22 protein-coding genes and 1 pseudogene are annotated in these 23,099 nt (G+C 68.2%); 5 read left to right on the plus strand and 18 right to left on the minus strand.

From position 1 onward, the window contains the following. The 12 genes from Pth03_RS16945 to Pth03_RS17000 all read right to left on the minus strand — a co-directional run bounded on the left by Pth03_RS16945 (position 1) and on the right by Pth03_RS17000 (position 13,611). On the minus strand, positions 1-768 hold the full coding sequence (locus Pth03_RS16945) for an HNH endonuclease family protein (protein ID WP_239119104.1): 768 nt from the start codon (positions 766-768) through the stop codon (positions 1-3). Positions 769-1,407: 639 nt separating this feature from the next. Then, positions 1,408-2,358: an ABC transporter substrate-binding protein gene (locus Pth03_RS16950; RefSeq protein ID WP_239119105.1), complete on the minus strand. Its 951-nt coding sequence runs from the start codon at positions 2,356-2,358 to the stop codon at positions 1,408-1,410. 129 nt (positions 2,359-2,487) lie between these two features. Continuing rightward, complete coding sequence (locus Pth03_RS16955; protein ID WP_203945239.1) at positions 2,488-3,462, minus strand: ABC transporter substrate-binding protein; 975 nt, start codon at positions 3,460-3,462, stop codon at positions 2,488-2,490. Beyond that, positions 3,459-5,384, minus strand: a complete 1,926-nt coding sequence (locus Pth03_RS16960; RefSeq protein ID WP_239119106.1) for an ABC transporter permease — start codon at positions 5,382-5,384, stop codon at positions 3,459-3,461. The genes Pth03_RS16955 and Pth03_RS16960 overlap by 4 nt, the downstream gene beginning before the upstream one ends. Before the next feature lie 2 nt (positions 5,385-5,386). Next, complete coding sequence (locus tag Pth03_RS16965) at positions 5,387-6,460, minus strand: quaternary amine ABC transporter ATP-binding protein (protein WP_239119107.1); 1,074 nt, start codon at positions 6,458-6,460, stop codon at positions 5,387-5,389. A gap of 402 nt (positions 6,461-6,862) precedes the next feature. Next, positions 6,863-7,624 (minus strand): SDR family NAD(P)-dependent oxidoreductase, encoded by a 762-nt coding sequence (locus tag Pth03_RS16970; protein WP_203945241.1) that lies wholly within the window; start codon positions 7,622-7,624, stop codon positions 6,863-6,865. A gap of 90 nt (positions 7,625-7,714) precedes the next feature. Next, positions 7,715-9,994: a tetratricopeptide repeat protein gene (locus Pth03_RS16975; protein ID WP_203945242.1), complete on the minus strand. Its 2,280-nt coding sequence runs from the start codon at positions 9,992-9,994 to the stop codon at positions 7,715-7,717. 67 nt (positions 9,995-10,061) lie between these two features. Further along, positions 10,062-10,832, minus strand: a complete 771-nt coding sequence (locus tag Pth03_RS16980; RefSeq protein ID WP_203945243.1) for an SCO6745 family protein — start codon at positions 10,830-10,832, stop codon at positions 10,062-10,064. A 102-nt stretch (positions 10,833-10,934) separates the two neighbouring features. Then, entirely contained in the window at positions 10,935-11,747 is an 813-nt protein-coding gene (gene dapF, locus Pth03_RS16985; RefSeq protein ID WP_203945244.1) for a diaminopimelate epimerase, read from the minus strand. 55 nt (positions 11,748-11,802) lie between these two features. Beyond that, positions 11,803-12,708, minus strand: coding sequence for a tRNA (adenosine(37)-N6)-dimethylallyltransferase MiaA (gene miaA, locus Pth03_RS16990; RefSeq protein WP_239119108.1), 906 nt, complete (start codon positions 12,706-12,708; stop codon positions 11,803-11,805). Positions 12,709-12,777: 69 nt separating this feature from the next. Next, entirely contained in the window at positions 12,778-13,308 is a 531-nt protein-coding gene (locus Pth03_RS16995) for a methylated-DNA--[protein]-cysteine S-methyltransferase (RefSeq protein ID WP_203945245.1), read from the minus strand. A gap of 63 nt (positions 13,309-13,371) precedes the next feature. Beyond that, a complete protein-coding gene (locus Pth03_RS17000) occupies positions 13,372-13,611 on the minus strand; it encodes a hypothetical protein (protein ID WP_203945246.1) in 240 nt (79 codons plus the stop codon). A gap of 124 nt (positions 13,612-13,735) precedes the next feature. Between Pth03_RS17000 and Pth03_RS17005 the strand changes: the two genes are divergently transcribed. Continuing rightward, the gene (locus Pth03_RS17005) at positions 13,736-14,476 is read left to right on the plus strand and encodes a TetR/AcrR family transcriptional regulator (protein WP_203945247.1); all 741 of its coding nucleotides are present in this window, start codon (positions 13,736-13,738) and stop codon (positions 14,474-14,476) included. Here the strand turns inward: Pth03_RS17005 and Pth03_RS17010 are convergent, their stop codons facing one another. After that, positions 14,477-15,130, minus strand: coding sequence for a CGNR zinc finger domain-containing protein (locus Pth03_RS17010; RefSeq protein ID WP_203945248.1), 654 nt, complete (start codon positions 15,128-15,130; stop codon positions 14,477-14,479). Between the two features lie 115 nt (positions 15,131-15,245). Here Pth03_RS17010 and Pth03_RS17015 point away from each other — a divergent pair, with 115 nt between their 5' ends. Both Pth03_RS17015 and Pth03_RS42120 read left to right on the plus strand, forming a co-directional pair. Then, complete coding sequence (locus tag Pth03_RS17015) at positions 15,246-15,950, plus strand: SDR family oxidoreductase (RefSeq protein ID WP_203945249.1); 705 nt, start codon at positions 15,246-15,248, stop codon at positions 15,948-15,950. A 284-nt stretch (positions 15,951-16,234) separates the two neighbouring features. Continuing rightward, positions 16,235-16,366 carry a hypothetical protein gene (locus tag Pth03_RS42120; RefSeq protein WP_275413125.1) on the plus strand — a complete coding sequence of 44 codons (132 nt, stop codon included), beginning with the start codon at positions 16,235-16,237 and terminating at the stop codon, positions 16,364-16,366. 73 nt (positions 16,367-16,439) lie between these two features. On the opposite strand, the gene Pth03_RS17020 is transcribed toward Pth03_RS42120, so the two are convergent. Then, entirely contained in the window at positions 16,440-16,952 is a 513-nt protein-coding gene (locus Pth03_RS17020; RefSeq protein WP_203945250.1) for a YkgB family protein, read from the minus strand. 570 nt (positions 16,953-17,522) lie between these two features. On the opposite strand from Pth03_RS17020, the gene Pth03_RS17025 reads away from it, so the two are divergent. Then, a complete protein-coding gene (locus Pth03_RS17025) occupies positions 17,523-18,215 on the plus strand; it encodes a hypothetical protein (protein ID WP_203945251.1) in 693 nt (230 codons plus the stop codon). Positions 18,216-18,788: 573 nt separating this feature from the next. On the opposite strand, the pseudogene Pth03_RS17030 reads toward Pth03_RS17025, so the two are convergent. Together Pth03_RS17030 and Pth03_RS17035 are read right to left on the minus strand one after the other, a co-directional pair. Next, positions 18,789-19,173: pseudogene (locus Pth03_RS17030) on the minus strand (ADP-ribosylation/crystallin J1). A gap of 289 nt (positions 19,174-19,462) precedes the next feature. Then, on the minus strand, positions 19,463-19,903 hold the full coding sequence (locus tag Pth03_RS17035; RefSeq protein ID WP_203945252.1) for a hypothetical protein: 441 nt from the start codon (positions 19,901-19,903) through the stop codon (positions 19,463-19,465). A 720-nt stretch (positions 19,904-20,623) separates the two neighbouring features. Between Pth03_RS17035 and Pth03_RS17040 the strand changes: the two genes are divergently transcribed. Then, complete coding sequence (locus Pth03_RS17040) at positions 20,624-21,595, plus strand: ribonuclease Z (protein WP_203945253.1); 972 nt, start codon at positions 20,624-20,626, stop codon at positions 21,593-21,595. 55 nt (positions 21,596-21,650) lie between these two features. Here Pth03_RS17040 and Pth03_RS17045 read toward each other — a convergent pair whose 3' ends face one another. Beyond that, positions 21,651-22,418, minus strand: a complete 768-nt coding sequence (locus tag Pth03_RS17045) for an IclR family transcriptional regulator (protein WP_203945254.1) — start codon at positions 22,416-22,418, stop codon at positions 21,651-21,653. 77 nt (positions 22,419-22,495) lie between these two features. Beyond that, the coding region (locus Pth03_RS17050; protein ID WP_505873147.1) for a ferredoxin--NADP reductase domain-containing protein at positions 22,496-23,099 on the minus strand (604 nt) is incomplete at its 5' end.

A 23,099-nucleotide genomic window follows, 5' to 3' on the forward strand; every position in this document is an offset into this window, starting at 1 on the left:
TCAGGCGCACTGGCCGAGCATCGTCTCCTTGTCGGCGGCCGTTACCGGAAGGTCGTATTTGAGGGCCACCTGGGCGAACCGTACGGCGTAGGAGCAACGGATGCCCTTGGCCGGCGGCAACCACGACGCCGGACCGGAGTCGCCTTTGGCGGAGTTGGCCGAACCGTCCACCGGCAGGAGGTTGAGCGGATCGTTCGCGATCTGCTTGCGCTTGGCGTCGGTCCAGCGGGACGCGCCCATCTGCCAGTCGTACGACAGCGGCATCACGTGGTCGATCTGGACCTCCGCCGCGTCCTCCTTGCTCCAGTCGATCGTCTTGCCGGTGTACGGGTCGTACAACGTCATGGAGACGACGACGCAGTCGGAGCCGCTGCGGAACTTGACCTTCTCGCCGTCGCGTTTGAGCAGGTCGTTGCGGGTGTCACAGCCGTTGTGGGACAGGGGGACGTCGTCGGCGTTGTCCGCCCAGGCGTACCCGAACTCGTCGCGGTCGTAGCCGGTCTTCGGCCCGCGCCCCTTGGTCTGCACCTGGGAGATGACGTCGCGGGCGTCGGACCTGTCCCGGCCGGAGGTGATCTGGGCCAGGCCGGGTTCGGTGCCGTCCGGGTTGTCCAGAGGGTTGGTGCCGGTCTCCTTGCCGGTCTCGTCTCCCTGGGAGCCGACCGGGCCGGGCCGGTCAACGCTGAGGCCCTCTGTGGGGCCACATCCGGCGAGTAGGGCCATCGCCAGCGAAACCCCGGCGATCATCCGGGATGCACGCCCGTCCAACTGCCACCCCTAGGTCATGAAATAGTCAAGGTAGGTATAGCAAATGCCCAAGAGGCAACAAATAAACGCCTACCCGAGGCAGGGATCCCACTGCCGCGATCACGAACCCATACGCGTGATCACACCGCCCAAACCCTGCGCGTGATCACGAACCCATACGCGTGATCATGCAGAAGTTCGGCGAGTTGTGACCTGAGCTGCGCGAACCCTCCCCGTGATCATGCAGAACTTCGATGTTTCGGGGGCTGAGCTGGGCAAACACGATTCGTGATCATGCAGAAGTTCGGGGATCAGAGGCCGTACCTGCATGAACTCCCATAGTGATCATGCAGGAACGCGACGATTCGCCACCCCGCCTGCGCAAAAGCCCTTCGTGATCATGCATCGGGCCCGGCCACCCGCCAGGCAACCACGCCACGGGAGTCTCGCCGTACGGACCTCCGTGCCGCGCAGGCGCCGTACGGCCGGCCCGGCGATGCCCTTAAGTGCATGATCACCGAATGAATGCGGCCAGGTCGCAGCAGCCGTCACCGAAGTTCTGCATGATCACGAAATGAGTTTTCGCAGCTCGGCCCATGGATCGTCGAAGTTCTGCATGATCACGGTGAGGATCACGGGGTCTGCGTGATCAACACGGGATCAGGCGGCGGGGATCCAGTCCTGCCAGACGATCTTGTTGGCCTCGACCCACTTCTTGGCAGCGGCGTCGTCGGACATCTTGTTCACGGCGATGTCGTACGCGACGGAGTTCTGGTCGTCGTTGGTCCACACGAAGTTCTTGATGAACTCGTAGGCCTTGCCCCCGGTGTTCGCGAACTTCTTGCTGACGATCTTGTCGAGCAGGTACGGCGGGTAGTCACACGCGACCGCCTGCGGGTTGGTGTCACAGCCGATGGCGTACGGCGGAAGGTTGATCTTCACCAGCTTGAGCTGGGAGAACAGCCACTGGGGCTCGTAGAAGTACATGAGCAGCGGCGTCTTGTTCGCCGTGGCCTCCTGCGCCGCCTTGATCAGCGCGTCCTCGCTCCCCGCGTACACCACCCTGTACGGGAGCTTCAGGTTCTTGATCAGCGCTGCGTCGTTGGTGACATAGGAACGGTCACCCGCAAGAAATTGTCCGAGATTGCCCGAGTCGGCCGTTCTAAAGAGACTGGCGTAGTCGGGCAGTTTCTTCCAGTCGGTAATGTCCGGATACTTCTTAGCCATCCATTCCGGTACATACCATCCGATAACGCCCTTGTTGCCGTCTTCCCCGGCGGATATCGCGACCTTCTTCTGGTCGATGTACTCCTTCTTCAGCTCCGGATGGGCCCAGTTCTCCAGCACCACGTCGACGGTGCCGCTCTCGAAGCCCTTCCAGGAGTCCGCCTCGCCGCTTTCCACGGTCTCGACCTTGTAGTGCAGCTCGTTTTCGAGGAGGTACTTCACCACCGCCGCACTCGCCTCGTAGCCCACCCAGGGGTTGACGGCCAGTTTCACCGTCCCTGAGCCTGCTGCGCCCGCGGTGGCCGCATTCTCGGAACTCCCGCTGCACCCGGTCATCGCCAGCGCGACCGTGAGCACTCCGGCAAAGAGACGGACCCTCATCATGTGACCTCATCAGATATTGGACGGCGGCGGTCGCGGGCGACGTGGGCCACGGCCACCGGCAGGAGTATTGCACAAACCGAAAGCGGCAAATTGGCCGCGATCCATGAGGATCGCGGCCAATTCACTCGGTCACTTCGGAATCCAGGCCTGCCACACGGTGGGGTTGGCCTCGACCCACTTCTTGGCCGCATCCTCGGGGGAAAGGCCGTTGTTGGTGATGTCGTCGGCGACCTTGTTCTGGTCGTCGTTCGTCCACGTGAAGTTCTTGACCAGCTCGTACGCGGCGCCGCCGGTGTCAGCGAACTTCTTGCTCACGATCTTGTCGAGATCGTACGGCGGGTAGTCGCAGGCGACCTTCTTGGGGTCGGAGTCACAACCGGCGGTGTACGCCGGGAGGTTGATCTTCACGAGCTTGAGCTGGTTGAACAGCCACTGCGGCTCGTAGAAGTACATGAGCAAGGGCTTCTGCTGCTGGGTGGCCTGCTGGGCCGCCTTGATGAGAGCGGCCTCGCTGCCCGCGTACACGACCTTGTAGTCGAGCTTGAGGTTCTTGACCAGGGCCTCGTCGTTGGTCACGAACGACGGGTCGCCGTCGAGCAGCTGGCCCTTGCCGTCGGACTCGGAGGTCTTGAACAGGTCGGCGTACTTGTTCAGGTTCTTGTAGTCCGTGATGTCCGGGTACTTCTGCACCATCCACTCGGGCACGTACCACCCGATGACGCCCTTGTTGCCGTTCGGGCCCGCCTCGACGGCGATGCCCTTCTCCTCGATGTACTTCTTCTTCAGGTCGTCGTGGCCCCAGTTCTCGAGGACGACGTCGACGGAGCCCGACTCCATGCCCTGCCACGAGGGCTCTTCGGCGAGGTTGACCTTCTCGACCTTGTAGTTGAGCTTGTTCTCCAGCAGGTAGTCGACGACCGCAGCGCTGGCCTCGTACCCGACCCATCCGTTGATGGCCATCTTCACGGTGCCCACCGGAGCCGCGCCTCCGGACGCGTTCGCGCTCGGCGCCGCCGCGGAGGTGTCGTCGACCTTCGCGCCGCCGCAGCCCGCTGCCGCGAGTCCAAGCACGAGAACACCTGCGACCAGGCGTAACTTGTTCATGCGATCCTCTTCTTTTCGGGGTTCAGGCGCCCGCTGGCGCCCTGCGTGATCCGGTCGAGCATGATTCCGAGCAGAACCAGGGCCACACCGGCGGCCAGGCCCTTGCCGTAGTCCTCCTGCTGCGAGATCCCGGCCACGACGTCATATCCGAGCGCGCCGGCCCCTACGAGCGCGCCGATCACCACCATCGCGAGCGTCATCACGATGCCCTGGTTGGCGGCGAGAAGCAGCGAGCTCCTGGCCATCGGGAGTTGCACCTTCCACAGGAGCTGCCTGTCGGTCGAACCCGCCGACCTGGCCGCCTCGAGCACCGTTCCCGGCACCGCCCGCAGGCCGTCCTCGACGAGGCGGGCCACCACCGGCACCGCGTAGATGACCGACGCGATGATCGCGGTGAACCGTCCGTTGCCGAACAACGCGACGGCGGGCAGCAGGTAGGAGAACGACGGCATGGTCTGCGCGGCGTCGAGCACCGGCCGCAGCACGGCGGCGAACCACCGTGACCTGGCGGCTCCGATGCCGAGGGCCGCACCCGCCGCGATCGTGATCACCGCGGCGACCAGCACGATCGTCAGCGTCTCCATGCTGTGCTCCCACAGGCTGAGCGCCGCGATCGCCGCCAGGCACCCGGCCGCGATCAGGCCGGCGCGCAGCCCGCTGATCCGCCAGGCGAAGGCCAGTACGGCCAGCGTGATCAGCCACCAGGGCGCGCTGGTCAGCAGGTTCTGGAGCGGGTTGAGCAGGCCGTAGGCGACGGTGTCGTTGAGGAAGCCGGTGAATACGTACCAGTTGCCCTCGATCCAGCTCACGACGTCGTTGATCGGGCGGACGATCTGGATCTCCCACTGCTCGGGGAACTCCGCCGACAGCACCGGGGTCAGGGCCAGGCCCGCCACGACCGCGACGACCAGCCCAGCCCAGCGCCACACGCGGGAACCGGCCCGGGCGACCGCCGCCGACCGGGTGATCCGGTCGAGCACGATGGCGATGAGGACGATCCCGATGCCCGGCACGAGGGCCGCGCCGACGTTCACCTGGGCGAGCGCCCGGATGAGGTCCACGCCGAGCCCGGGGGCGGCGATAAGCGCGACGAGCGGCACCATCGACAGCGCGGCGGCGATCGTCTGGTTCACGCCCAGTGCGATCGTGTTGAGCGCCATCGGCAGCCGCACCTTGCGCATGGTCTGCCAGCGGGTGGCGCCCAGCGATTCCGACGCCTCGACCACCGTGGGCGGGACGCGCTCGATGGCGAGCGCGGTGATCCTGATCGCGGGCGGGATCGCGTAGATCATCGTGGCGAGCGTCGCCGAGGCCGGGCCGATGAGGAACAGCAGCACGATCGGCGACAGGTACGAGAAGGTCGGCATGATCTGCATCACGTCGAGCACGGGCGTCACGATGCGCCGCACCGACGGCGAACGGCCGGTCAGCACGCCGATCGGGATGCCGACGACCAGAGAGAGCAACACGGCCGACAGGGTCAGCGCGAGCGTGTCGACGCTGGCGTCCCACAGGCCGAGCACGCCGATGCCGGCGAACCCGGCGACCGACACGGCGGCGATCCGCCATCCTCCCGCCAGCCAGCCGAGACCGGCCGCCACGCCGATGAGCCCGGGCCAGCCCAGGCCGGCCAGTGCGGACTGGAAGACGGTGAACAGGTCGGCGACGAACAGCCGGATGTAGTTGAGGAAGAACAGGAAGACCGGGTTGTTGTTCCGGTTCTCGTCGACCCAGTCCCTGGCGTCGTTGAGCCCGCGGAAGAACGCGGCGTCGTCGTCGTGCGGCAGCACGTCGGTGCCCTTGAACACCAGATAGAGCGCCACGAACAACACCACCCCGGCCGCCGGAGCGATCCATCGGATGAGCCGCTGAGCGCGGGCCCCCACGGAAACGGGTGGTGCCATCTCGGCGGGCGCGGTCACCACTACGCCTCCTCCGCCGGCAGCCCCGCCAGGGCCGCGTGGTCGTCGTCGGCGCCCTCGCCGAGACGGACGGCGCCGAGCAGGTCGACCCGGTCGACCACGCCGACGAGTTCCCCGTCGGAGACGACCCTGATCGGCCGGGCCGAGGCCATCGCGGCGGGGATCGCGTCGTGGATCACGGTGTCGGCCGGCAGCTCCGGCCCGTCCAGCGGGTCGTCCTCCTCAGGCTGCCTGCTGATCCAGCGCAGCGACAGGACGTGCGACTTGGGCACGTCGCGGACGAAGTCGGCCACGTAGTCGTCGGCGGGCGCTCCGACAAGCTCCTCCGGCGTGCCGACCTGCACGATCGACCCGTTGCGCATGATCGCGATCCGCTCGCCGAGCTTCAGCGCCTCGGACAGGTCGTGCGTGATGAAGACCATCGTCTTGCCGACCTCGCGGTGCAGGCGGATGACCTCGGCCTGCATGTCCCGCCTGATCAGCGGGTCGAGCGCGCTGAAGGGCTCGTCGAACAGCAGCACCTCGGGGTCGACGGCCAGCGCACGGGCGAGGCCCACGCGCTGCTGCATGCCGCCGGACAGCTGGTCGGGGAAGGAGTTCTCATGCCCTTCCAGTCCCACGAGGGACAGGATCGAGCGCGCCTTCTCGTGCCGTACGGCTTTCGCCACACCCTGGATCTCCAGGCCGTAGGCGACGTTGTCGAGCACGCGGCGGTGCGGGAGCAGCCCGAAGTGCTGGAACACCATGCTGACGCGGTGGCGGCGCAGTTCGCGCAGTTGAGCGGCCGACATGGCCCGCACGTCCTCGCCGCCGATGGCGACGTCGCCGCCCGTGGGCTCGATCAGGCGCGTCAGGCACCGGACGAGCGTGGACTTGCCGCTCCCCGACAGCCCCATGACGACGAAGACCTCGCCGGGCCGCACGTCGAAGCTGACGTCGCGCACGGCGGCGGTGCATCCGGTCTTGGCCCGGAGTGCGGCGGAGTCGAGCTCCGCGTCCGGACTCCCGATGATCCGATCGGCCTTGGGGCCGAAGATCTTCCAGAGCCCGCGAACCTCGATCGCGGCTGTGCCCACGCTGTTTCCCCTCACTCGGCTATCGCCCGAGAGGCGGCGTGAACGCCCGGGAACGCCACAGCACGGCGTGGAGATCGCCACTCGCACGCCATGGATGAAGAGCTGGGGGTCAACGACTCCTCATTGGGCATATGCACAGGAGTTGCGCGATGCGCAACTCATCGTGTTTGAACAGAGAGCAGGCTAGGCCCCACAAGCCCCACAGATGGCCAGAAATAACACTTTACGCGCCATATCGTGATCATTTAGTGATCTGGCCCTGCGTTTGCGCAGAAAAACCCCGGAAGCCTTACGGCACAGGCGATCCAGGGCCTGTCGTAAACCCGCCAGACAAACGATGCAGTCAATGAACAAACGTCAACATAATGACCGCCGAGCCGCATAATCGGCTAAAAGCGACAATCAAGTGAGAAGAAGCCCACCGTCGACCGGCAGGACGACGCCGCTGATGTACGACGCCGCATCCGAGGCCAGGAAAATCGCGGCCGTCACGAGTTCGACGGGCTCCCCGGCGCGGTTCATCACGACCCGCTGCTCCATCACGCGGTCGAGGTAGCCCGGGGGGTACTGCTCGGTCATCTCCGAGTGGAAGAACCCCGGCTCCAGGCAGTTGACCCGGATGCCCTTGCGCGTGGTCCACTGCTGTGCCAGGTCACGCGTGAGCCCTGTCACGGCGGCCTTGGACGCGCTGTAAGCGGCCTGCGGCAGCCCGGCGGTGGTCTCCCCCAGCACGCTGCCGATGTTCACGATGGACGACCCTGGGCGCATGACGCGGGCGCAGGCCTGCGCCATCCAGTACGTCCCGTGCAGGTTGACGTCGACCACGTGGCGGAACTGCTCGGGTTCCTCGCGCAGCGCCGGTACGGCCGCGCCGACGCCAGCGTTGTTGATCAAGATGTCGACCTGGCCGAACTCGGCGACGGCGGTGTCCACCAGCGCCTGGCACTGCTCCGGTACGGACACGTCCGTGGTGACGGCCAGGCACCGGCGGCCGGTCTCCTCGACCAGCCGCCGGGTGTGGTCCAGCCTGTCCGGCCGGCGTGCGCCGATCACGACGTCGGCACCCGCTTCGGCGAATCCTCGCGCGAAGGCCACGCCCAGGCCGGAGGAGGCCCCCGTCACGATGGCGACCCTGCCGTCCAGCCGGAATCGCTCGAGCGTCACGCCGACCTCCTCTGCCCGGAGTCCCGGAAGCTCCGGGCCCGGCTCATGTCCGGAAACAACCGAACATGACTCTAGATCAGCGGCCGGTCCTCACAGGCCGTACTCCTTGGAGATGCGCTCGTGCCGCTCGACCTCGACGCCGACCTCGCGGGCGAGGTCGAGCCACGCGATCGGATGCGCCCACTGCTCGGTGGCGTCGTCGAGCACCGCGTCCAGCTCGGCGGGCTCCACCGACGACGGCACCGCGATCCAGCCGAAGACGCCGGGCAGAAGCTCGCCGGTCATGGGATGGGTGACGGTGTAGTGCTCGTCGCTGTAGACCCACATCGGCCAGCCGCGCTCGGCCAGCATCTCGTTGAAGTCGGTCCACTCGGCCTCGGTGGGTGCGGCGCCGTCGAAGAACCAGCTCGTGTAGCCGCCGGGCCTGAGCATCGTCACCCCGGCGAAGGGGATGACGAAGTTCTCCTGCTCCGGGTCCTCGGGGACGGGCTCCAGCGGGCGGGGGTCGAAGACGATGACGTCACCCGCGTTGTACTCCATGCCGCGCGGCTGCGGTATGACCAGCCGGGCGGTCGCCGGCCCGGTCCGCACCGCCATCACCTCGCGCCTGCTGCCGTCCGGGGCGGGGAGGATGGCGCGGATGAGGTGCCACTCCTCCTCGATCGGGCCCTCGGAGGACTGCACCGGCAGATTCAGCTTGGCGGAGGCCCGGCGGACGGTCGCCCAGTCCTCCCCCGCGCTCGCCAGGACGATCAGGCGCCAGCTGTCCTCCTCCTCGCCCTCGCCGGACTCGAACAGCGGCATCATGATCTCGGCGGCCCTGGCGTTGTCGCCGAGCTGCTGGACGGCCACCGACCACATGCGGCGGGCCTCGGGGGTGTCGTCCGCGGCGACGGCGCGCTCGGCCTCCGCCGCGGTCTCCTCCCAGCGCTCGCGGGCACGGTAGAGGCGCGCGAGCGTCAGGTGGGAGGCATCGTCGGACAGGCGGGCGGCCAGGCTCTCCACCCGGTCGTCACGTCCGGCGTCGATGAGCAGGCTCGTGAGATAGGCGATGTCCTCCGCGCTCGCCTGCGCGGGGTCGCCGTCCTCGGTGAGGAGCTTGCCGTAGATGTCGGCGCCCAGCGGGGCGTACCCGAGGAAACCGAGGGTGGTCGCGTGGCGGCGGGTGATCTCCAGATCCTCACCCGCGTACGGCCAGAACCAGCCGACCCAGCGCTCCGGATCCGCGGTGCTGCCATCGGCCGCGTCGAAGAGCTCGACGAGCCTGTCCTGCGGCCCCGGCGCGGGGACCTCGGAGACCTCGTCGGCGGCGGCGCGCAACTCGGCGATCCGCTCGGGCAGTCCTTCAGTGCCGCTGAGATCGCCGAGGGCCGCCTCGGCCTGCGCGGCGAGCAGCCGGGCCTGCCAGACGCCCTGCCGGGCCACCGCGAGATGACCGGCGGCCAGGGCCAGCTCGAACCGCGCACGGTGGCCGCCCATGGTCTCGAAGTAGATGATCCACTGACGCAGGATGCGGCCGAGCTGCCAGGTGTTGGCGATCGCGCCGCTGGTGAACAGCAGGCTCACCGTGCGCGTCCACTCCACCCACTCGCGGGGGTGGTCGCCGACCACGTCGAGGTCGGGCAGCGCCTCCACGGCCTCCTGGACGCGTCCCAGCGTGCCGAGGGTGAGTGAGATGAGCAGGGCCTCCCGGCGGCCCTTGGCGACCGGGTCGTCGGGCTTGAACCCGGTCGCGGCCTGCAGGGCGGTGAGGGCGTCGTCCGGGCGGCCGGCGGCCAGCAGCGCGCGGGCGGACTCGGCGCCCAGCTCCCAGCTCGCCTCCCGGCCCGCCTTGGTGAGCCGGTCGACCGCCGCCTCCGCGTAGGCCACGGCCTCCTCGGGGCGGTCGGCGTCGCGCAGCGCGGCGACGTACTGCGTGGCCAAGCCGGAGAAGGCGAGCGAGTCGGGCCCGACGCCGTCCAGCACGGCGCCGAGGGCGGCCAACCGCCTCTCTGCGAACCCGGGGCCGTCGGTGTTGGCCAGCGTGATCGCCAGAGCCTCCACGGCGGCCGGGGCGGCCGGGCAGTCGCGGACGTCGTCCCGCTTGGCGAACTCGGCGAGCGCCTCGGCGTCGCCGAGCGCGACGGCGCCGTTGGCCCGGTCGCCGACCCGGCCGATCAAGTGCCAGTAGCGCACGAAAAGCTCAAGCCAGGGCTGGCCGAGCGCCTCCGCGTGCTGGGCGACCGCGGGAGCCACGACGTCCAGCTGCCCGTAACGGCCCTCCAGGGCCTGCGCGGGCACGTCGGCCAGCGCCATAGCGAGTCCGGCATTGCCGGTCTCCTGCAATTCCCGCTGGGTGTCGCCGACCCATGCCCAGATGTCCACGTCCATGGGCAGCCAGTCTGCCAGGTCGCCTACCGTGTCCCAAACAGCCGCGAGGCCCGCCACACCGGAAGAATCACCTGGCGAAAGCCGTACCGGCGGCCGTGGCCAGAAGATCGGCCAGCTCTGCCCGCTCTCCCCCGTCCAGCACGCCGTACGCGGGGGCGGCCAGGTCGTCGGTGAGCTCCTCGGCCCTGGCCCGGCGCTCGACCGCGTCCCTGGACGGCATGCCGTACGGCTCGGGCCATTGGAGGAAGCGGGCGACGGCCGCGTTGCCGGTCTCGGGGTCGGAGGCGCCCGCGCCCCGCGCGCCGACGAGGGTGGCCTCCAGCGGGTCGAGGCCGTAGGCGAGGATCGCGGTCTGGTGCAGGCCGCCCCGGTGCTCCCGCAGCACCTGCAGCAGGTGGGCGGCCAGTGCGACGTCGTCTCCGGCGGGGCGGGGCATGGCCCGCCATCCGGCGAACAGCGGCGAGCCGTGCACCGTGGAGCCGTCGGCGATCGCGGCGAGCAGTTCGGCGAGCCGGCCGGCGCCGCGGAATTCGCCGAGCTTGCGGCGCCCCCAGTCGTGGCAGGCAGACGCGTAGATAGCGGCCGCCTCCTCGGCGGGCAGGCTCCTGCCGCCCTCCCAGGAGGCGCGCACGTGGCCGGCCGGGAAGAACATCGCGGCGGCGACGACCACGTCGGCGTGCACCTCGCCGAGAACCCCGCAACGACCGCGGAAGTACATCTCCCGGCTGCCGAGGCCGTAGAGGTCACAGAGACTCTTGACCTCCCTGGACATCATGAAGCCCCCGCCCAGGGCCCAGACCGCCCCCTTCGTCGCCACCACGGTGCCGCGCGGGTCCATGCGTCCTCCAACTCGGTTCGGATGGAGGACCCAGCATCGACGATCAGAACAACATTCTGCAACCGGGCTTCGCGGCGGCTCGGCCTCTCGGGCCGGGACGGATCAGACGGACGCGGGATAGCTGCCGGAGGCCACCAGGACGGCGGGACCGGTGAGATAGCTCGTGCGCCCGTCGAGGGTCACGGTCACGGTGCCGCCGAGAACCCGCACGCTCCACGTGCCGGTGGGCTCGCCGGCCGCGTGCGCCGCGGCCACCGCGGTCGCGACCGCCCCCGTCCCGCACGAGCGGGTCTCGCCCGAGCCGCGCTCGTGCACGCGCATGGACACGGTGTGGTCGCCGACCCGGTTGAACAGCTCGACGTTCACCCCGGCGGGATAGGTCGCCCGGTCGAATCCCGGCTCTCTGGTGAGGTCGAGCTCCGCGACCGGGTCGTCGATGACGCAGGCCAGGTGCGGGTTGCCCATGTTCACGTTGAGCCCGGCGTACTCCCGCCCGTTCACCGTCGCACGGCTCACGCCCAACACACGCGGGCTGCCCATGTCGACGGTGACGTCGCCGGTCGCGCCGAGCCGTACGCGCTTGACGCCGCCGCGGGTCGCGACCCCGAACTCGCCGGGGGCGGCCAGCCCCGAGTCGACCAGATAGCGGGCGAAGACGCGCACGCCGTTGCCGCACATCTCGGCGATGCTGCCGTCGGCGTTCCGGTAGTCCATGAACCACTCGGCTTCACCCAACTGGTCGGCCGCCTCCGGGCAGAGCTTGGCCCGCACCACCCGCAGCACACCGTCGGCCCCGATGCCCGCCCGCCGGTCGCACAACGTCGCGACCAGCTGAGGGCCGAGGTCGAGCCGGGCGTCGGCGTCCGGCAGGATCACGAAGTCGTTCTCGGTGCCATGCCCCTTCACGAACCGCATGGCACCGAATTCTAGGCGGACCCACAGGTCCGGCCGCGCGTCGCCCGACCCGGGATCAGGCACCGACCAGGGCCAGGGCCCTTTCTGCGAGGTCCGGCGCGTCGAACGGCAGCCACACCACACGCGGGTCGCGGCGGAACCACGACTCCTGCCGCCGGGCGAACCGGCGCGTGGCGCGGACGGTCTCCTCCCTGGCCTGCTCCTCGGTCCACTCGCCGTCGAGGAAGCGCAGCACCTGGGCGTATCCGAGCGCCCGGCTCGCCGTCCTACCCTCGGCCAGCCCCTCGCCGGCCAGGCGGCGGACCTCCTCGACCAGGCCCGCCTCCCACATGCGGGCCACCCGCAGCTCGATGCGCTCGTCCAGCAGCGGCCGCGGCACCTCGACGCCGATCTGCACACTGTCGTAGACCGCGTCGTAGGACGGCATCGTGGCCGAGAACGGCCGCCCGGACAGCTCGATGACCTCGAGCGCTCGCACGATCCTCCGGCCGTTGCTCGGGAGGATCTTCTCCGCGGCCACGGGATCGAGCGTCGTGAGCCGGGCGAACAGGGGCGCGGGGCCGGTCTCCGCCAGTTCGGCCTCAAGCCGGGCCCTGATGTCCGGATCGGTGCCGGGGAAGTCCAGATCGTCGATCGCCGCCCGCACGTAGAGGCCGGAGCCGCCGGCGAGGATCGGCGGTCGCCCCTTGGCCTCGAGCTCCTCGATCAGCGGGCGGGCCAGCCCCTGGTATTCGGCGACGCTGGCCGTCCGGGTCACCGGCCAGATGTCGAGCAGGTGATGGGGCACGCCCCGGCGCTCGGCGGCCGACAGCTTGGCGGTGCCGATGTCCATGCCACGGTAGAACTGCATCGAGTCCGTGTTGATCACCTCGCCGCCGAGTCTGAGCGCGAGCTCGACGGCCAGGTCCGACTTGCCCGCCGCCGTGGCCCCCACGACGGCGATCACTGGTAGTTGCCCCACGCCCCCAATTCTCCCGGGTCGACACGTCTCCCAGTGCCGGGGACCTCCGCGGGCGTCCTCACCAGGCGGTCACAGGTCCCAGTCGAGCGTGGGCGGCAGGTGGCCTTCGAGGGTCAGCAGCCAGCGCTTGGACTCGACGCCGTCGCCGCCGCTGAACCCGCCCAGCCCGTTGCCCGCGACGACCCGGTGGCACGGCACGATGATCGGGATCGGGTTGCTGCCCATGATCGAACCGATTCCCCGGGCCGGAACGGTGGTGCCGCTTCGCACCGCCAGCTCGCCGTACGTCACGACCTGTCCGTACGGAACGGTCGTGAAGAGCGTGCCGAGCACCTGGCGCTGGAGCGACGACATGAGCCGCCAGTCGACGGCCACGCCGAACTCCTTGAGGTCTCCCCCGAAATACGCCCGCAGCTCGTCGCGGGCGGCGGCCGTACGGGCAAAGTCGTCGACGACGGGGAGCCCGAGCCGATCGGCGATCCGCGCCCGGATGTCCGGCGCGTCGGTGAAAGACGTGGCGGCGACGCCGTCTTCGGTGACGGCCGCCAGCACGTCGCCCAGCTTCGTCGGAACACTCCCGAACGCCACGGTTCCCGCCATCGGGCCATTCTCCCGCATCGCCCGCTTCGCTCCCGCACGGGTCACGGACGTGCACGCAGCGGGCTACCGCGCGCGTCCCGTCGCCCGCTTGTGGCCGGCGTCCAGCACCACGATGACGCCTAAGGCGATGATCATCGCCCCCACTGCCCCGACGTAGCACCAGGGTGCGGACAGGTAGTTCGCCGCGGTCAGCACCGTGGGCTCCTTGTCGGTGAACAGCCGGAAGATGATCGCCAAGGGCCCCTCCCAGACCCCCGCCGCGAGCGCCAGAAGCATGCCCAGCCGGTACCAGGCCTCACCCATCGCCGGACTCCCCTCATCGCAATGGCCGACGTTACAAACGTATCCATCGTCGATTGCATTAATAGGCGAGTGTGAGGACATTTCTTTGATTACGTCACAGTTCTCATGGAAGTAAACTGCGAATGTGCGTGACGAAAAGAGCCGGGCATGCCGGATCTGCGGCGCCCCGCTCTCCACACCTGTGCGGGGCCGGCCCCGGGCGTACTGCTCGCGCGGCTGCCAGGCCAAGGCGTACCGGCGGCGGAGGAACCCTCCCACGCCTTCGAGCGAGGCCCCGGCGGCGCCTTCACCCAGGCACCGCCAGATAGCCGAGGCGGTCTGGCGCATCGCCGCCGAACGCGGGCTGGAGGCGGCGAGCATGCGGGAGGTCGCCGCCGAGGCCGGGGTGTCCCTGCGTGTGGTGCAGTACCACTTCACCAGCAAGCACCGGCTCCTCGTCGCCGCGCTCCAGCTCCTCAACGACGCCGAAGACCGTCACGCGAGGGCGCGGCTCCAGGCGCTGCCCGACCCCGCCGACCCCCGCGCCCTGCTACAGGCGATCATGCGCGAGTTCCTGCCGCTGGACGGCCGCAGGCGCATGGCCCTGCGGGTGTTCGCGGCCTATTACGCGCGCAGCCTGACCGACCCCACGCTCGCGTCGGTCTTCCTGTCCGCCTCACACCCTCTGGAACTGCTGGTCGCCGGCATCCTCAGGGAGGCTCAGCATGCCGGTGCGGCCGCGCCCGGGCTCGATCCCGACCACGAGGCCGACCTGCTCGTCTCCGGCATATCCGGGCTGGGCATGGACGTCCTCCACGGCAGGCGGACGGTGGCCGACGTCCAGCGTGTCCTCGACTATCACCTCGGCCGGATCTTCACTGTGTGATCACCTCACCGTAGGCTCCGCTTTCGGACCGCTGTCGGCGCCGTCATCCGCCGGGGTCCCCGTCTTCTTACGGATCCGGGACGCGCGAAGGTTCGCCATGTTCCCGCAGGTGCGGACGTTGTGCCAGACGCCGCTGCCGTTGCGGGACGTGTCGTAGAAAGCGGACCGGCACCCGGGCTCGCGACACAGCTTGAGCTTGACCCACTCGCCGGTCCGCTGCGCGAGCAGAATCTCCGACCAGACGGCTGATTCCAGCCACACGCTGCCCGAGCCGAACGGAGCCATCACCACCCGCCCCTCGTCGTCGGTGACAAGGACCACCTGGGCGCGCCGCCTGACGCCTACCGGCGTGCCGGCCGGGGAGGAGGGCCGCTCATCGGCGGGAACCGCAAGCAGCTCCTCCACGGTCGCCCTGAGGTTCCGCAGCGCCTCCCAGTCTTCCTGGGAGAGCGACAGTTCCGGGGCGCCGAGTCCCCGGCTGACGGCCCATTCCCGGGCAGCCCCCTGTAGCCACTCCTCCGCCGACGTGCGCTTGCTGAGCAGATCCCCGCCGCCTCCACGTTCGACGGCATGCGTATTGAGCAACTCCTGCACCAACGCGAGCCCGGCCGGGGCGGTCCTGGCCCCAAATCTCTCAGTCGCCACCCATGACATAGGTAAGAGTCTATTTGACTACGTCACCCAAGACGGGCACGCTCTAAGACAGAGGCTAAATGCCTTACGTCTCTGTCGCGCGCGATGGAGCGCTTCGTCATTCAAGGAGTGCGAAATGACCACTGCCAGTGGAGCGATCGCCCTGGTCACGGGCGGGCAGCGAGGCCTGGGCAAGGAAATCGTGCAGGAGCTTCTCCGGGCCGGGGCCTCGAAGGTGTACGTCACCTCTCGCAGGCCTGTGGCCGAGGACGACCCGAGGATCGTCCCGCTCGAGTTCGAACTGGCGGACCCGCGTGCCGCCGCCGCGCTCGCGCAAGCCGCCGGTGACGTCACCGTCGTCGTCAACAACGCCGGCACCATGACCTTCGGGCCACTCCTCGGGGACGACGACGAGGAGGTAAGTCGCGTCTTCGAGCTCGTGGCGTTCGGTCCTCTGCGCATCGCGAAGGCGTTCGCTCCCGCGCTGGCGGCGAATGGGGGCGGCGCGTTGGTCAACGTCCATTCGCTGACGTCGTGGATCGCCGGATTCCCCGGCTCCGGCACCTACGGCTCCGCGAAGGCCGCCCTGATCTCGATGACCAACAACCTCCGGGCGGAACTCGCCGCGCAGGGCACCCAGGTGCTCGGCGTTCAGCTGGGTCTGACCGACACCGACCTGGTCAGGCAGCTGGACGGGCCCAAGAACGATCCGCGCGCAGTGGCCGCGGACATCGTTTCATCCCTCGAGAAGGGAGAGTCCGAACTGCTCGCCGACGACTTCAGCCGTCACTTCAAGGCCGCGCTCTCCGGCCCGGTCGAAGGATTGATCGTGTCCGGCTGAGGCCGGCCGCCGGTGCGGGAGTCGGCCGACGCCCGCACCGGCCCGGGCATCTCGGTGGCACGGCCGATCCGTGACATCATGCAAAAGCCCGCCAGGCCGCCGAACGCGCGAGCCGCCAGGCGCGCAGCAATGCTCGGCGATTGCATCGCTCTTGGGCCTTCGTCTGTGGAGCGGGTGAGGGGAACGAACCCGCGCTGTCAGCTTGGGAAGTCTTTCAACAGCATCCGGGTGACCTGGGGTAACGGTGACCTGCGCGCATGTCGGTCGAGTGACCGTGAGTCCCCGTGACTCCCCGCTGGTTGCCGACCGTACGGGCACGCAACGGGCACGCGAGGCCCCTGGGCCAGGCCTGCACCACCTGCGGAGTGGCAGGCCAGGCGGCGGAGCTGCCCGGCGCGTCGCTCGTCTTCATGTAAACGATCAGATCACCCTCACACGGCGCGAAAGCGCGGGGTTAACCATGGTCAACCCGACAACGCCCCGCGCAGGTCAAGCGGGCCGGCCAGGTGCCCGTGTCGATCTTCCCAGTCGGGCCGCAGCGATAGATTCGCCCAATGTCCATAGGGACGCACCTAGCAGCACCAAGTCCTTGAGCAGAAATTGCCCCAAAGGCGACAGTGCTGGAAAACCTCCGGCGGTGGGATCGCCGACGCCAGGAGTGGTGAACAGGAAACTCAATGTGGTGAGGAACAGCAAAGAAGCCAGGGCGCTGCCTACGGCGGAGTAATGCGGAAGCCATGGCCCGAGGGCGACCAGAAGAGCCGCGATGATCTCAACGGTACCCAGGAAATTGGACAATGCCCGTACGTTGAGGGCGTCGGTCATCCAGCTCATGAACGGACTGTGCGTAATGTACTGTTGAATACGCACAGCCTCCGAGTCGGTGTATTTCAGGGCGCCGATCCAAGCGACGACCACCACGAGCCCGTATCGGAGGATAAGGCTACTGGCGAGCAATACGTACCGTTCGATTATGGGACGATCTCCTGGTGAAGCAATCATCGACTAGTCACTCCTTCTCAAATGAATTTCGACCGCACTCTACATCGAGTAACGGTCGTTCGGCATTTCGATCAGGGTGCGGCGTGTAACAGAAATGGTCGTGCTTCTCCCATCGAAGTCCGGCTCCTTGCACGAGAGGACGAGTCGGCCTGTAGGCCGGGTTCTGCTCGCAGCGTTTCTCTGACCTGCGGCTAACCTCCGGAACTGGCCCTGAGCTGGGATTTCATGTTCCAGCAGTTGCCAACGGTTTTGGGCATCCCTCGCGCTCCGGCGGAACAGAAACGGAACAGAGCCGCAGGGGTCGGATCACCCGTATACCGGGCGGGCGACTGTTCGCTCTCAGCGTCCTGGTGCCCCGAACGGGAAGCGCGCGCCCTTGCTCTACAGCAACCTTTCGAGACTCGCCGACTTGAGCCTCCGGAATACGAGCGATGTAACAATCGGCCTCTGTCCCTGGCCTTGATACTCAGTGGCGAGCAGGATTCGCTCATAGGACCGATCCGTCCGCTTACTGCTGGGGAGACAGAATGCGCCTCCACCTTCGACGCCCACCTTCGCCGGAGGTACGCGGTGATCCCTGACGCCAGCCCACCGCGCTGGCCGGCCTGGTCACTGCTCGCCGGCGTCGGCGCCGCCGCCGCGCTGGCCGTGTTCTCGCTGGTGCGTTACCCGGCCAACCTGCACGATCCCGTCGCGCCGGCCTCACTCATCGCCCTGGGCGCGATGATCGCCCTCTACCTCGGGTTCGCCGGTTGGGCGCTGCGCCGCCCGCGCACCGGCCGCGCGCTCGGCACCCTGGTGGGGCTGGCCGCCGCCGCGGCCTGGTCGGTCGAGATCTGGGCCGGCGGTCCGGCCAAACTTGACCGACCGGTGGAGCAGGCCGTCGGCGGCACCTTCGCCCTCCTCGCAGTCGCGGTCACCGTTGCCGCGGGGGTACTGGCCGGGGTGCGCATCCACGACCCGGGCGCGGCGCTGCGGGCCGGGCTGTTCACCGGCCTGTCCAGCGGTGTCGCGGTCTTCTGTTTCGCCGTCGTGATGACGCTGACCAACCTTGACGTGCTCGGTACCCGCGACGATTACCGGCGCCAGTTCGCCACCGGCGGCAGCCATGCGGCGGATATGGCCACGTTCCTGGTGGGAGACATCCTGGCCGCGGGCGTCGCGCACCTGGTGATCAATCTGGTACTCGGGCTGATCGGCGGGGGTCTGGGCGCGTTGGCGGCCTCATGGGTGAGCCGGCCCGGCACCGCCGCGACCAGATGACGGGCCTAAGGGTGTGGATCCTGATGGTCTCGGACGGTCATGCGTGGGCGCACGTCCAATCGCGTCCCGCCTGTCCACCCCGTTTGCCCGGATTTCCCCGCGAGACGCCGACCGTATGGGCATGCAAGCTCCCGCGATAGGACTCGAATCAGACTCTCCCCGTATCGATCAGTTCACGCTGATCCGGATGCGAGATCAGGCCAGCCAGCCAACTGAGTCCAGCCCCGTTCATGCTGGTTCACCGCGTGTGGCTCCCCTTCGGGCTCTCAGCCAATCACGCCTTTGCAACCTTGATATCGGAGCGGCAGCGGGCCGGCGACCGTACGGCACGGCACGGGCACGTCCTAGCTTGCGTTGGCTGTGACAGGCCTGGGACTGTACGTTGCGGCAGGTATCGCAAGCATGCAGGGGTCCGGCCCGATGAAGACGTCTCAGAAGGTCCTCTCCGTCGCGATCACCGGCGGGGTTATCACGTTGGTAGCCATATTTGCCCACGATGCCCTAACGCGGGCGAAATGCGGGGATGGCATCGGGCAGGCGATTGTCGATACCTGGACGTCAGGTAAGCCGGTCTTATCCTCTGTCGTGATCGAGCCGAAACTCGCGTACCACTTCGATGACGCCGACGATGTGTGCGTTGAACTCGTCCAAGTCCTCAGCAGGCACCCACAGTTCGAGAATCGTCTTACCGCCTACCCGCTGGATTGGGTAGCGCGCCAGGAAGTCGCTGCGCCACCTGGAAGTCGCTGCGCACCTGGAAGCGGGTCACATAGCCAACCCCGGAACGGGGGGCATTCCAGTCGCGAGCGATCTGTATGGCGTAGTCCTCGTTGAGCACCGGATAGAAGATCGGTTGCTCGGGTAACCGGGGCGGCCATGCCCGCCATTCGGACTGCCGCACCAGTTCCAACTCCTCCGGCCCGGTCGGCCGCCACAAGGTCGTCAACTGGTCCGACATGATCTCTCCTCTCACGAACACCGCCCTCAACTTAACTGGCCAGACCCACGTAGAGCACCTGAAAATGGTGGAGATGGTTAGCCGATACGTCTCTCTCAACCCATCGGAAGGCGGAAGGACAGCGCCTGGCGGAGATTCTGTCAGCTTGGGAAGTCTCTCAAGATCATGCCGCGACACCTGGAAACGGTGACCCGGGCCTATATGGGTGGGGTGACCGTGAGTCCCCGTGACTCTCCGTCGGTTGCCGACTGTACGGGCACGCAACGGGCACGCCGGCGTGTTTCTCTACTCAGATAGGAAATTCGCCAATGTTTGTCCTCGCCAGCCCGCTATCCGACCCTTCGGGGCCGGTACTAGCAAGGTTCCCAGATGAGCGCAGCCAGATTTCTCCGTAGATCTCTTCATTCCCGAGTTCTGTGTTCACGGCCCCCGGCGAAAGGGCAAATTTGACCGCTCGGTCGACGACTCTCATGCCCTGGTGCCCGGGGCGAGTATCGGCTCGGTTGGGAAGCAGGTTGGGTCTGAACGTGTTCCCCGCGGGAAAGGACGCCGCGATCTCGTCATCTGGGCTGAGAATGTCTTCCTCTCGAAGTCTTACGAACTCGCGGAAGGTGTCACTCATCTCTGCCGGATCGAACGATGCCGAGTACGTGACCGTGAAGTGGTACCTGCTGTCGTGGGGGAGGGTACCGGGGACGTCATCTATTCGCGGATTAAATATCTCCACCACGTGGATCGTCTCCTTTTCCTCGCAAGCTCGGGGTTATTGCCCAGTCATAATCACAATTCCGCTCCAGCTGGCAACGACCTGTCGTGCCGGACACACACTGTCCAAATATCTCACTTGCTGTATAACCCGCCCAAATCCGGCATAACGCCAAAATGACACCAAATAACCCGGCCTACAAGCCGGGGGCGTGCACATCGATCCGTTCCGTGCGGAAGGCGGCCAGCCTGCGGGAATACTGCAGGCCCCCTGTCCACCCCGATGCTGCCATCGGACCCGACCGCGGAGCGGCAGCGGGCCAGCGACGGAGGAGGCGGTCTGCTGGGCTGGCCTGGGTCGATGGCCGGCGGGGTGGCCACCCCCACCCCAGCCACCCCACAAGCCGAACATACATTCGAATGCCACCCGGAGCCCGAGGGCCCCGCCGGAGGCACGACCACGCGCGGCCAGCTCCGGGCGGGCACTTCCAACTCAGCCCGAAGCCCTGTGATCAGAGATGTACTGCCGCCTGGCGGCCCTTCACCTTGTCCGCGCCAGCCGTCCGGCGCTCTTTGCGCACTGTCCGCCGGGAGCGCCAGCGGGAAGCGGCGGCGTGCGCCGTGACGGCGGCGCGTGCGGCCCGGTAAGGGCCCACTTGGCCTTGTGCCCCATCCCCCGGGGGCGCGCCGGAGGGCGGTGGCTTGAGGTGAGGACCGGCACCCCGCAGGCGGTAGTTTGACCCGCATGACCCGCGAGCTTGTGGTCCTCGGCACGGCGAGCGCCGTGCCCACGCGACACCGGAACCACAACGGCTACCTGCTCCTCTGGGACGGGCAGGGCTTCCTCTTCGACCCCGGCGAGGGAACCCAGCGCCAGATGACGATGGCCGGCATGAGCGCGCACGACGTGACCTGGATCTGCGTCACGCACTTCCACGGCGACCACTGCCTCGGCGTGCCCGGCGTCGTGCAGCGCATCGCCCGGGACAAGGTGGCCCATGCCGTACAGGCCGCTTATCCGGCGAGCGGCGAGGAGTTCTGGGAGCGGCTGCGCCACGCCACCGCGTTCGCCGACACCTCGGTGATCATCCCGCGGCCCGCGTCGGGCGAGGTCGTCCGGTGGCCCGCCGGTCCCGTGACCCTGACCGCCCGTCCGCTCTCCCATCCCGTCGAGTCGTACGGCTACCGCCTCGACGAGCCCGACGGGCGCCGGATGCTTCCCGAGGAACTGGCACGGCGGGGCGTGCACGGCCCGATGATCGGCGAGCTGCAGCGACAGGGCTCGGTCACCCTCGCCGACGGCACCGCCGTACGGCTGGAAGAGTGCAGCGTGCCGCGGCCCGGGCAGAGCGCGGCGTTCGTCATGGACACGCGCCTGTGCGACGGCGTCTTCGCGCTGGCCGAAGGAGTCGACCTCCTCGTGATCGAGTCGACGTTCCTGTCGGATGAGGCCGCCCTCGCTCAGGAGTACGGCCACCTCACCGCGGCCCAGGCGGGCCAGGTCGCGCGGGACTGCGGTGTGCGCCGCCTCGTTCTGACGCATTTCTCCGAGCGCTACTCCTTCGCCGACGAGCCGCGGTTCGTCGAGGAGGCGGCCAAGGCGTTCGACAGCGAGATCGTCGCCGCCCGCGACCTCATCCGGGTGCCGGTCCCCCGGCGTTCAACTCTGTCCGATACAGAGATCGCAAAACCGGGGAACGCTGCTTCGACCTGCTGAAACAGTGCCGCGCCATCGCGACCCGCTATGACAAGCAGCGCGGAGTCGGCCGCCGTCATGTGTGGCGCCACTCCAGTGCCTGGGACTTGAGCGCCGCGGACAGCTTACGGGCGAGGCCGACGACCACGGGCACCCGTTTTCGCCAGTCCTCCGTCGCGGGGATGATCACTGACAGGGCGGCCGTTGCCCCGCCCACCCCGATCGACACCGGGGCAGCGACCGACGTCGACCTGTCGGTGAACTGCCGGCAGCTGACGACGTACCCGCGCCGGAGAATGTCGGAAAGGGCACGCCGCAGGTCGTCCGGCTCCACCAACGTCTCGGTCGTGAACCGGTGCAGTGAGCCTTCCAGGACCTTCTGCCGCAGATCCATCGGGGCGTGCGCCAACAGCACGAGACCTGCGCCGGTCGCGTGGAGCGGGATCCGGGTGCCGGTGCTACCCAGCAGGTGCGCCGACCGCTCCGCGACGATCCAGACGATGGGCAGCGCACTCTCGCCGTCCAGGGTGGTCAGCGCGACGTTATTCCCGGTGCGGGCGTACAGGTCGGCGATGTAGCGGAGCGCGGTCTCCCTGATCTCGGATCCGCGAGGTGACAGCGCGCCGATCTCCCAGAGTCGGAGCCCGATGCGGTAGCTGCCGTCCGAGCTGCGCTCCAGGGCTCCCCAGGCGACGAGCTCATTCACCAGCCGGTGCACCGTCGACAACGGCAGGTTGGCGGCCCTACTGATGTCCGTCAGGGTGCGTTCGGGCCGCAGATGGGTGAAGGCGCCCAGGATGGCCAGCACCTTCGACGTGACGGACGGACCGCTCACCGCCGGCACGGCGGGCACCCCAGGAGCGGCAACCCGCGAGTTGGGTTCTCATCCATGTTCACTCCTCACGGCAGCGGCTTGGGTGGTTAGCGTGCGGCCTCCACGATCTCGGCAAGACTGGTCAGTTTACGGCGTGGTCGACCTGCGGACCGGCCGTTGCGACGCTCGAGCGCATCGACGCGGAGCCATCCGGCCGCGTCCAGGCGGTCTGATTGCCGCTCGCTCAGGAGCGCCTCCAGCTCCGTCGCCGGCCGCAGGTCGCGGGTGAGTGTTCCGGCCTCGTAATCCTCCAGCAGGCTGCCCACCGTCTCGATGGCACACGCCTTGTTGGAGCCGACCACTCCTCGCGGGCCTCGCTTCAACCAACCGGTGACGTAGACCGCTGGGAGAACCTCGCCATCGACGCCGGTGAGCACCCGGCCCGCCCGGTGAAGGACCGAGCGACCGGACGGGGCGACAGGCAGATCAGCCATGTCCGCCCGGAAGCCGATGGCGGACAGCACGAGGCCCGCGCGCAGCTGCTGGTGAGTCCCGGTGGCCACGGCACGGAGCCCGCCGAAGTCCGAACCGACCATCGTGTTCTCCGCGAAGTCCACCTGGACCTCGGAACCGAGTCGCGAGATCCGGACCGGCGACAGCAGGTAGCGAAGTACCACCCGCCTGCGCGCCCGCTCGTTCGCCGGCGGGCCC

Source organism: Planotetraspora thailandica (assembly GCF_016863335.1).
Classification (GTDB): domain Bacteria; phylum Actinomycetota; class Actinomycetes; order Streptosporangiales; family Streptosporangiaceae; genus Planotetraspora; species Planotetraspora thailandica.

Excerpts from the sequence above, each read along its gene's own strand:
- Pth03_RS16950 (WP_239119105.1), bottom strand. The coding sequence starts at position 2,358 with ATGATGAGGGTCCGTCTCTTTGCCGGAGTGCTCACGGTCGCGCTGGCG.
- Pth03_RS16955 (WP_203945239.1), bottom strand. The coding sequence starts at position 3,462 with ATGAACAAGTTACGCCTGGTCGCAGGTGTTCTCGTGCTTGGACTCGCG.
- Pth03_RS16975 (WP_203945242.1), bottom strand. The coding sequence starts at position 9,994 with ATGGACGTGGACATCTGGGCATGGGTCGGCGACACCCAGCGGGAATTG.
- Pth03_RS16980 (WP_203945243.1), bottom strand. The coding sequence starts at position 10,832 with ATGGACCCGCGCGGCACCGTGGTGGCGACGAAGGGGGCGGTCTGGGCC.
- dapF (WP_203945244.1), bottom strand. The coding sequence starts at position 11,747 with ATGCGGTTCGTGAAGGGGCATGGCACCGAGAACGACTTCGTGATCCTG.
- Pth03_RS16995 (WP_203945245.1), bottom strand. The coding sequence starts at position 13,308 with ATGGCGGGAACCGTGGCGTTCGGGAGTGTTCCGACGAAGCTGGGCGAC.
- Pth03_RS17000 (WP_203945246.1), bottom strand. The coding sequence starts at position 13,611 with ATGGGTGAGGCCTGGTACCGGCTGGGCATGCTTCTGGCGCTCGCGGCG.
- Pth03_RS17010 (WP_203945248.1), bottom strand. The coding sequence starts at position 15,130 with ATGTCATGGGTGGCGACTGAGAGATTTGGGGCCAGGACCGCCCCGGCC.
- Pth03_RS17015 (WP_203945249.1), top strand. The coding sequence starts at position 15,246 with ATGACCACTGCCAGTGGAGCGATCGCCCTGGTCACGGGCGGGCAGCGA.
- Pth03_RS17020 (WP_203945250.1), bottom strand. The coding sequence starts at position 16,952 with ATGATTGCTTCACCAGGAGATCGTCCCATAATCGAACGGTACGTATTG.
- Pth03_RS17040 (WP_203945253.1), top strand. The coding sequence starts at position 20,624 with ATGACCCGCGAGCTTGTGGTCCTCGGCACGGCGAGCGCCGTGCCCACG.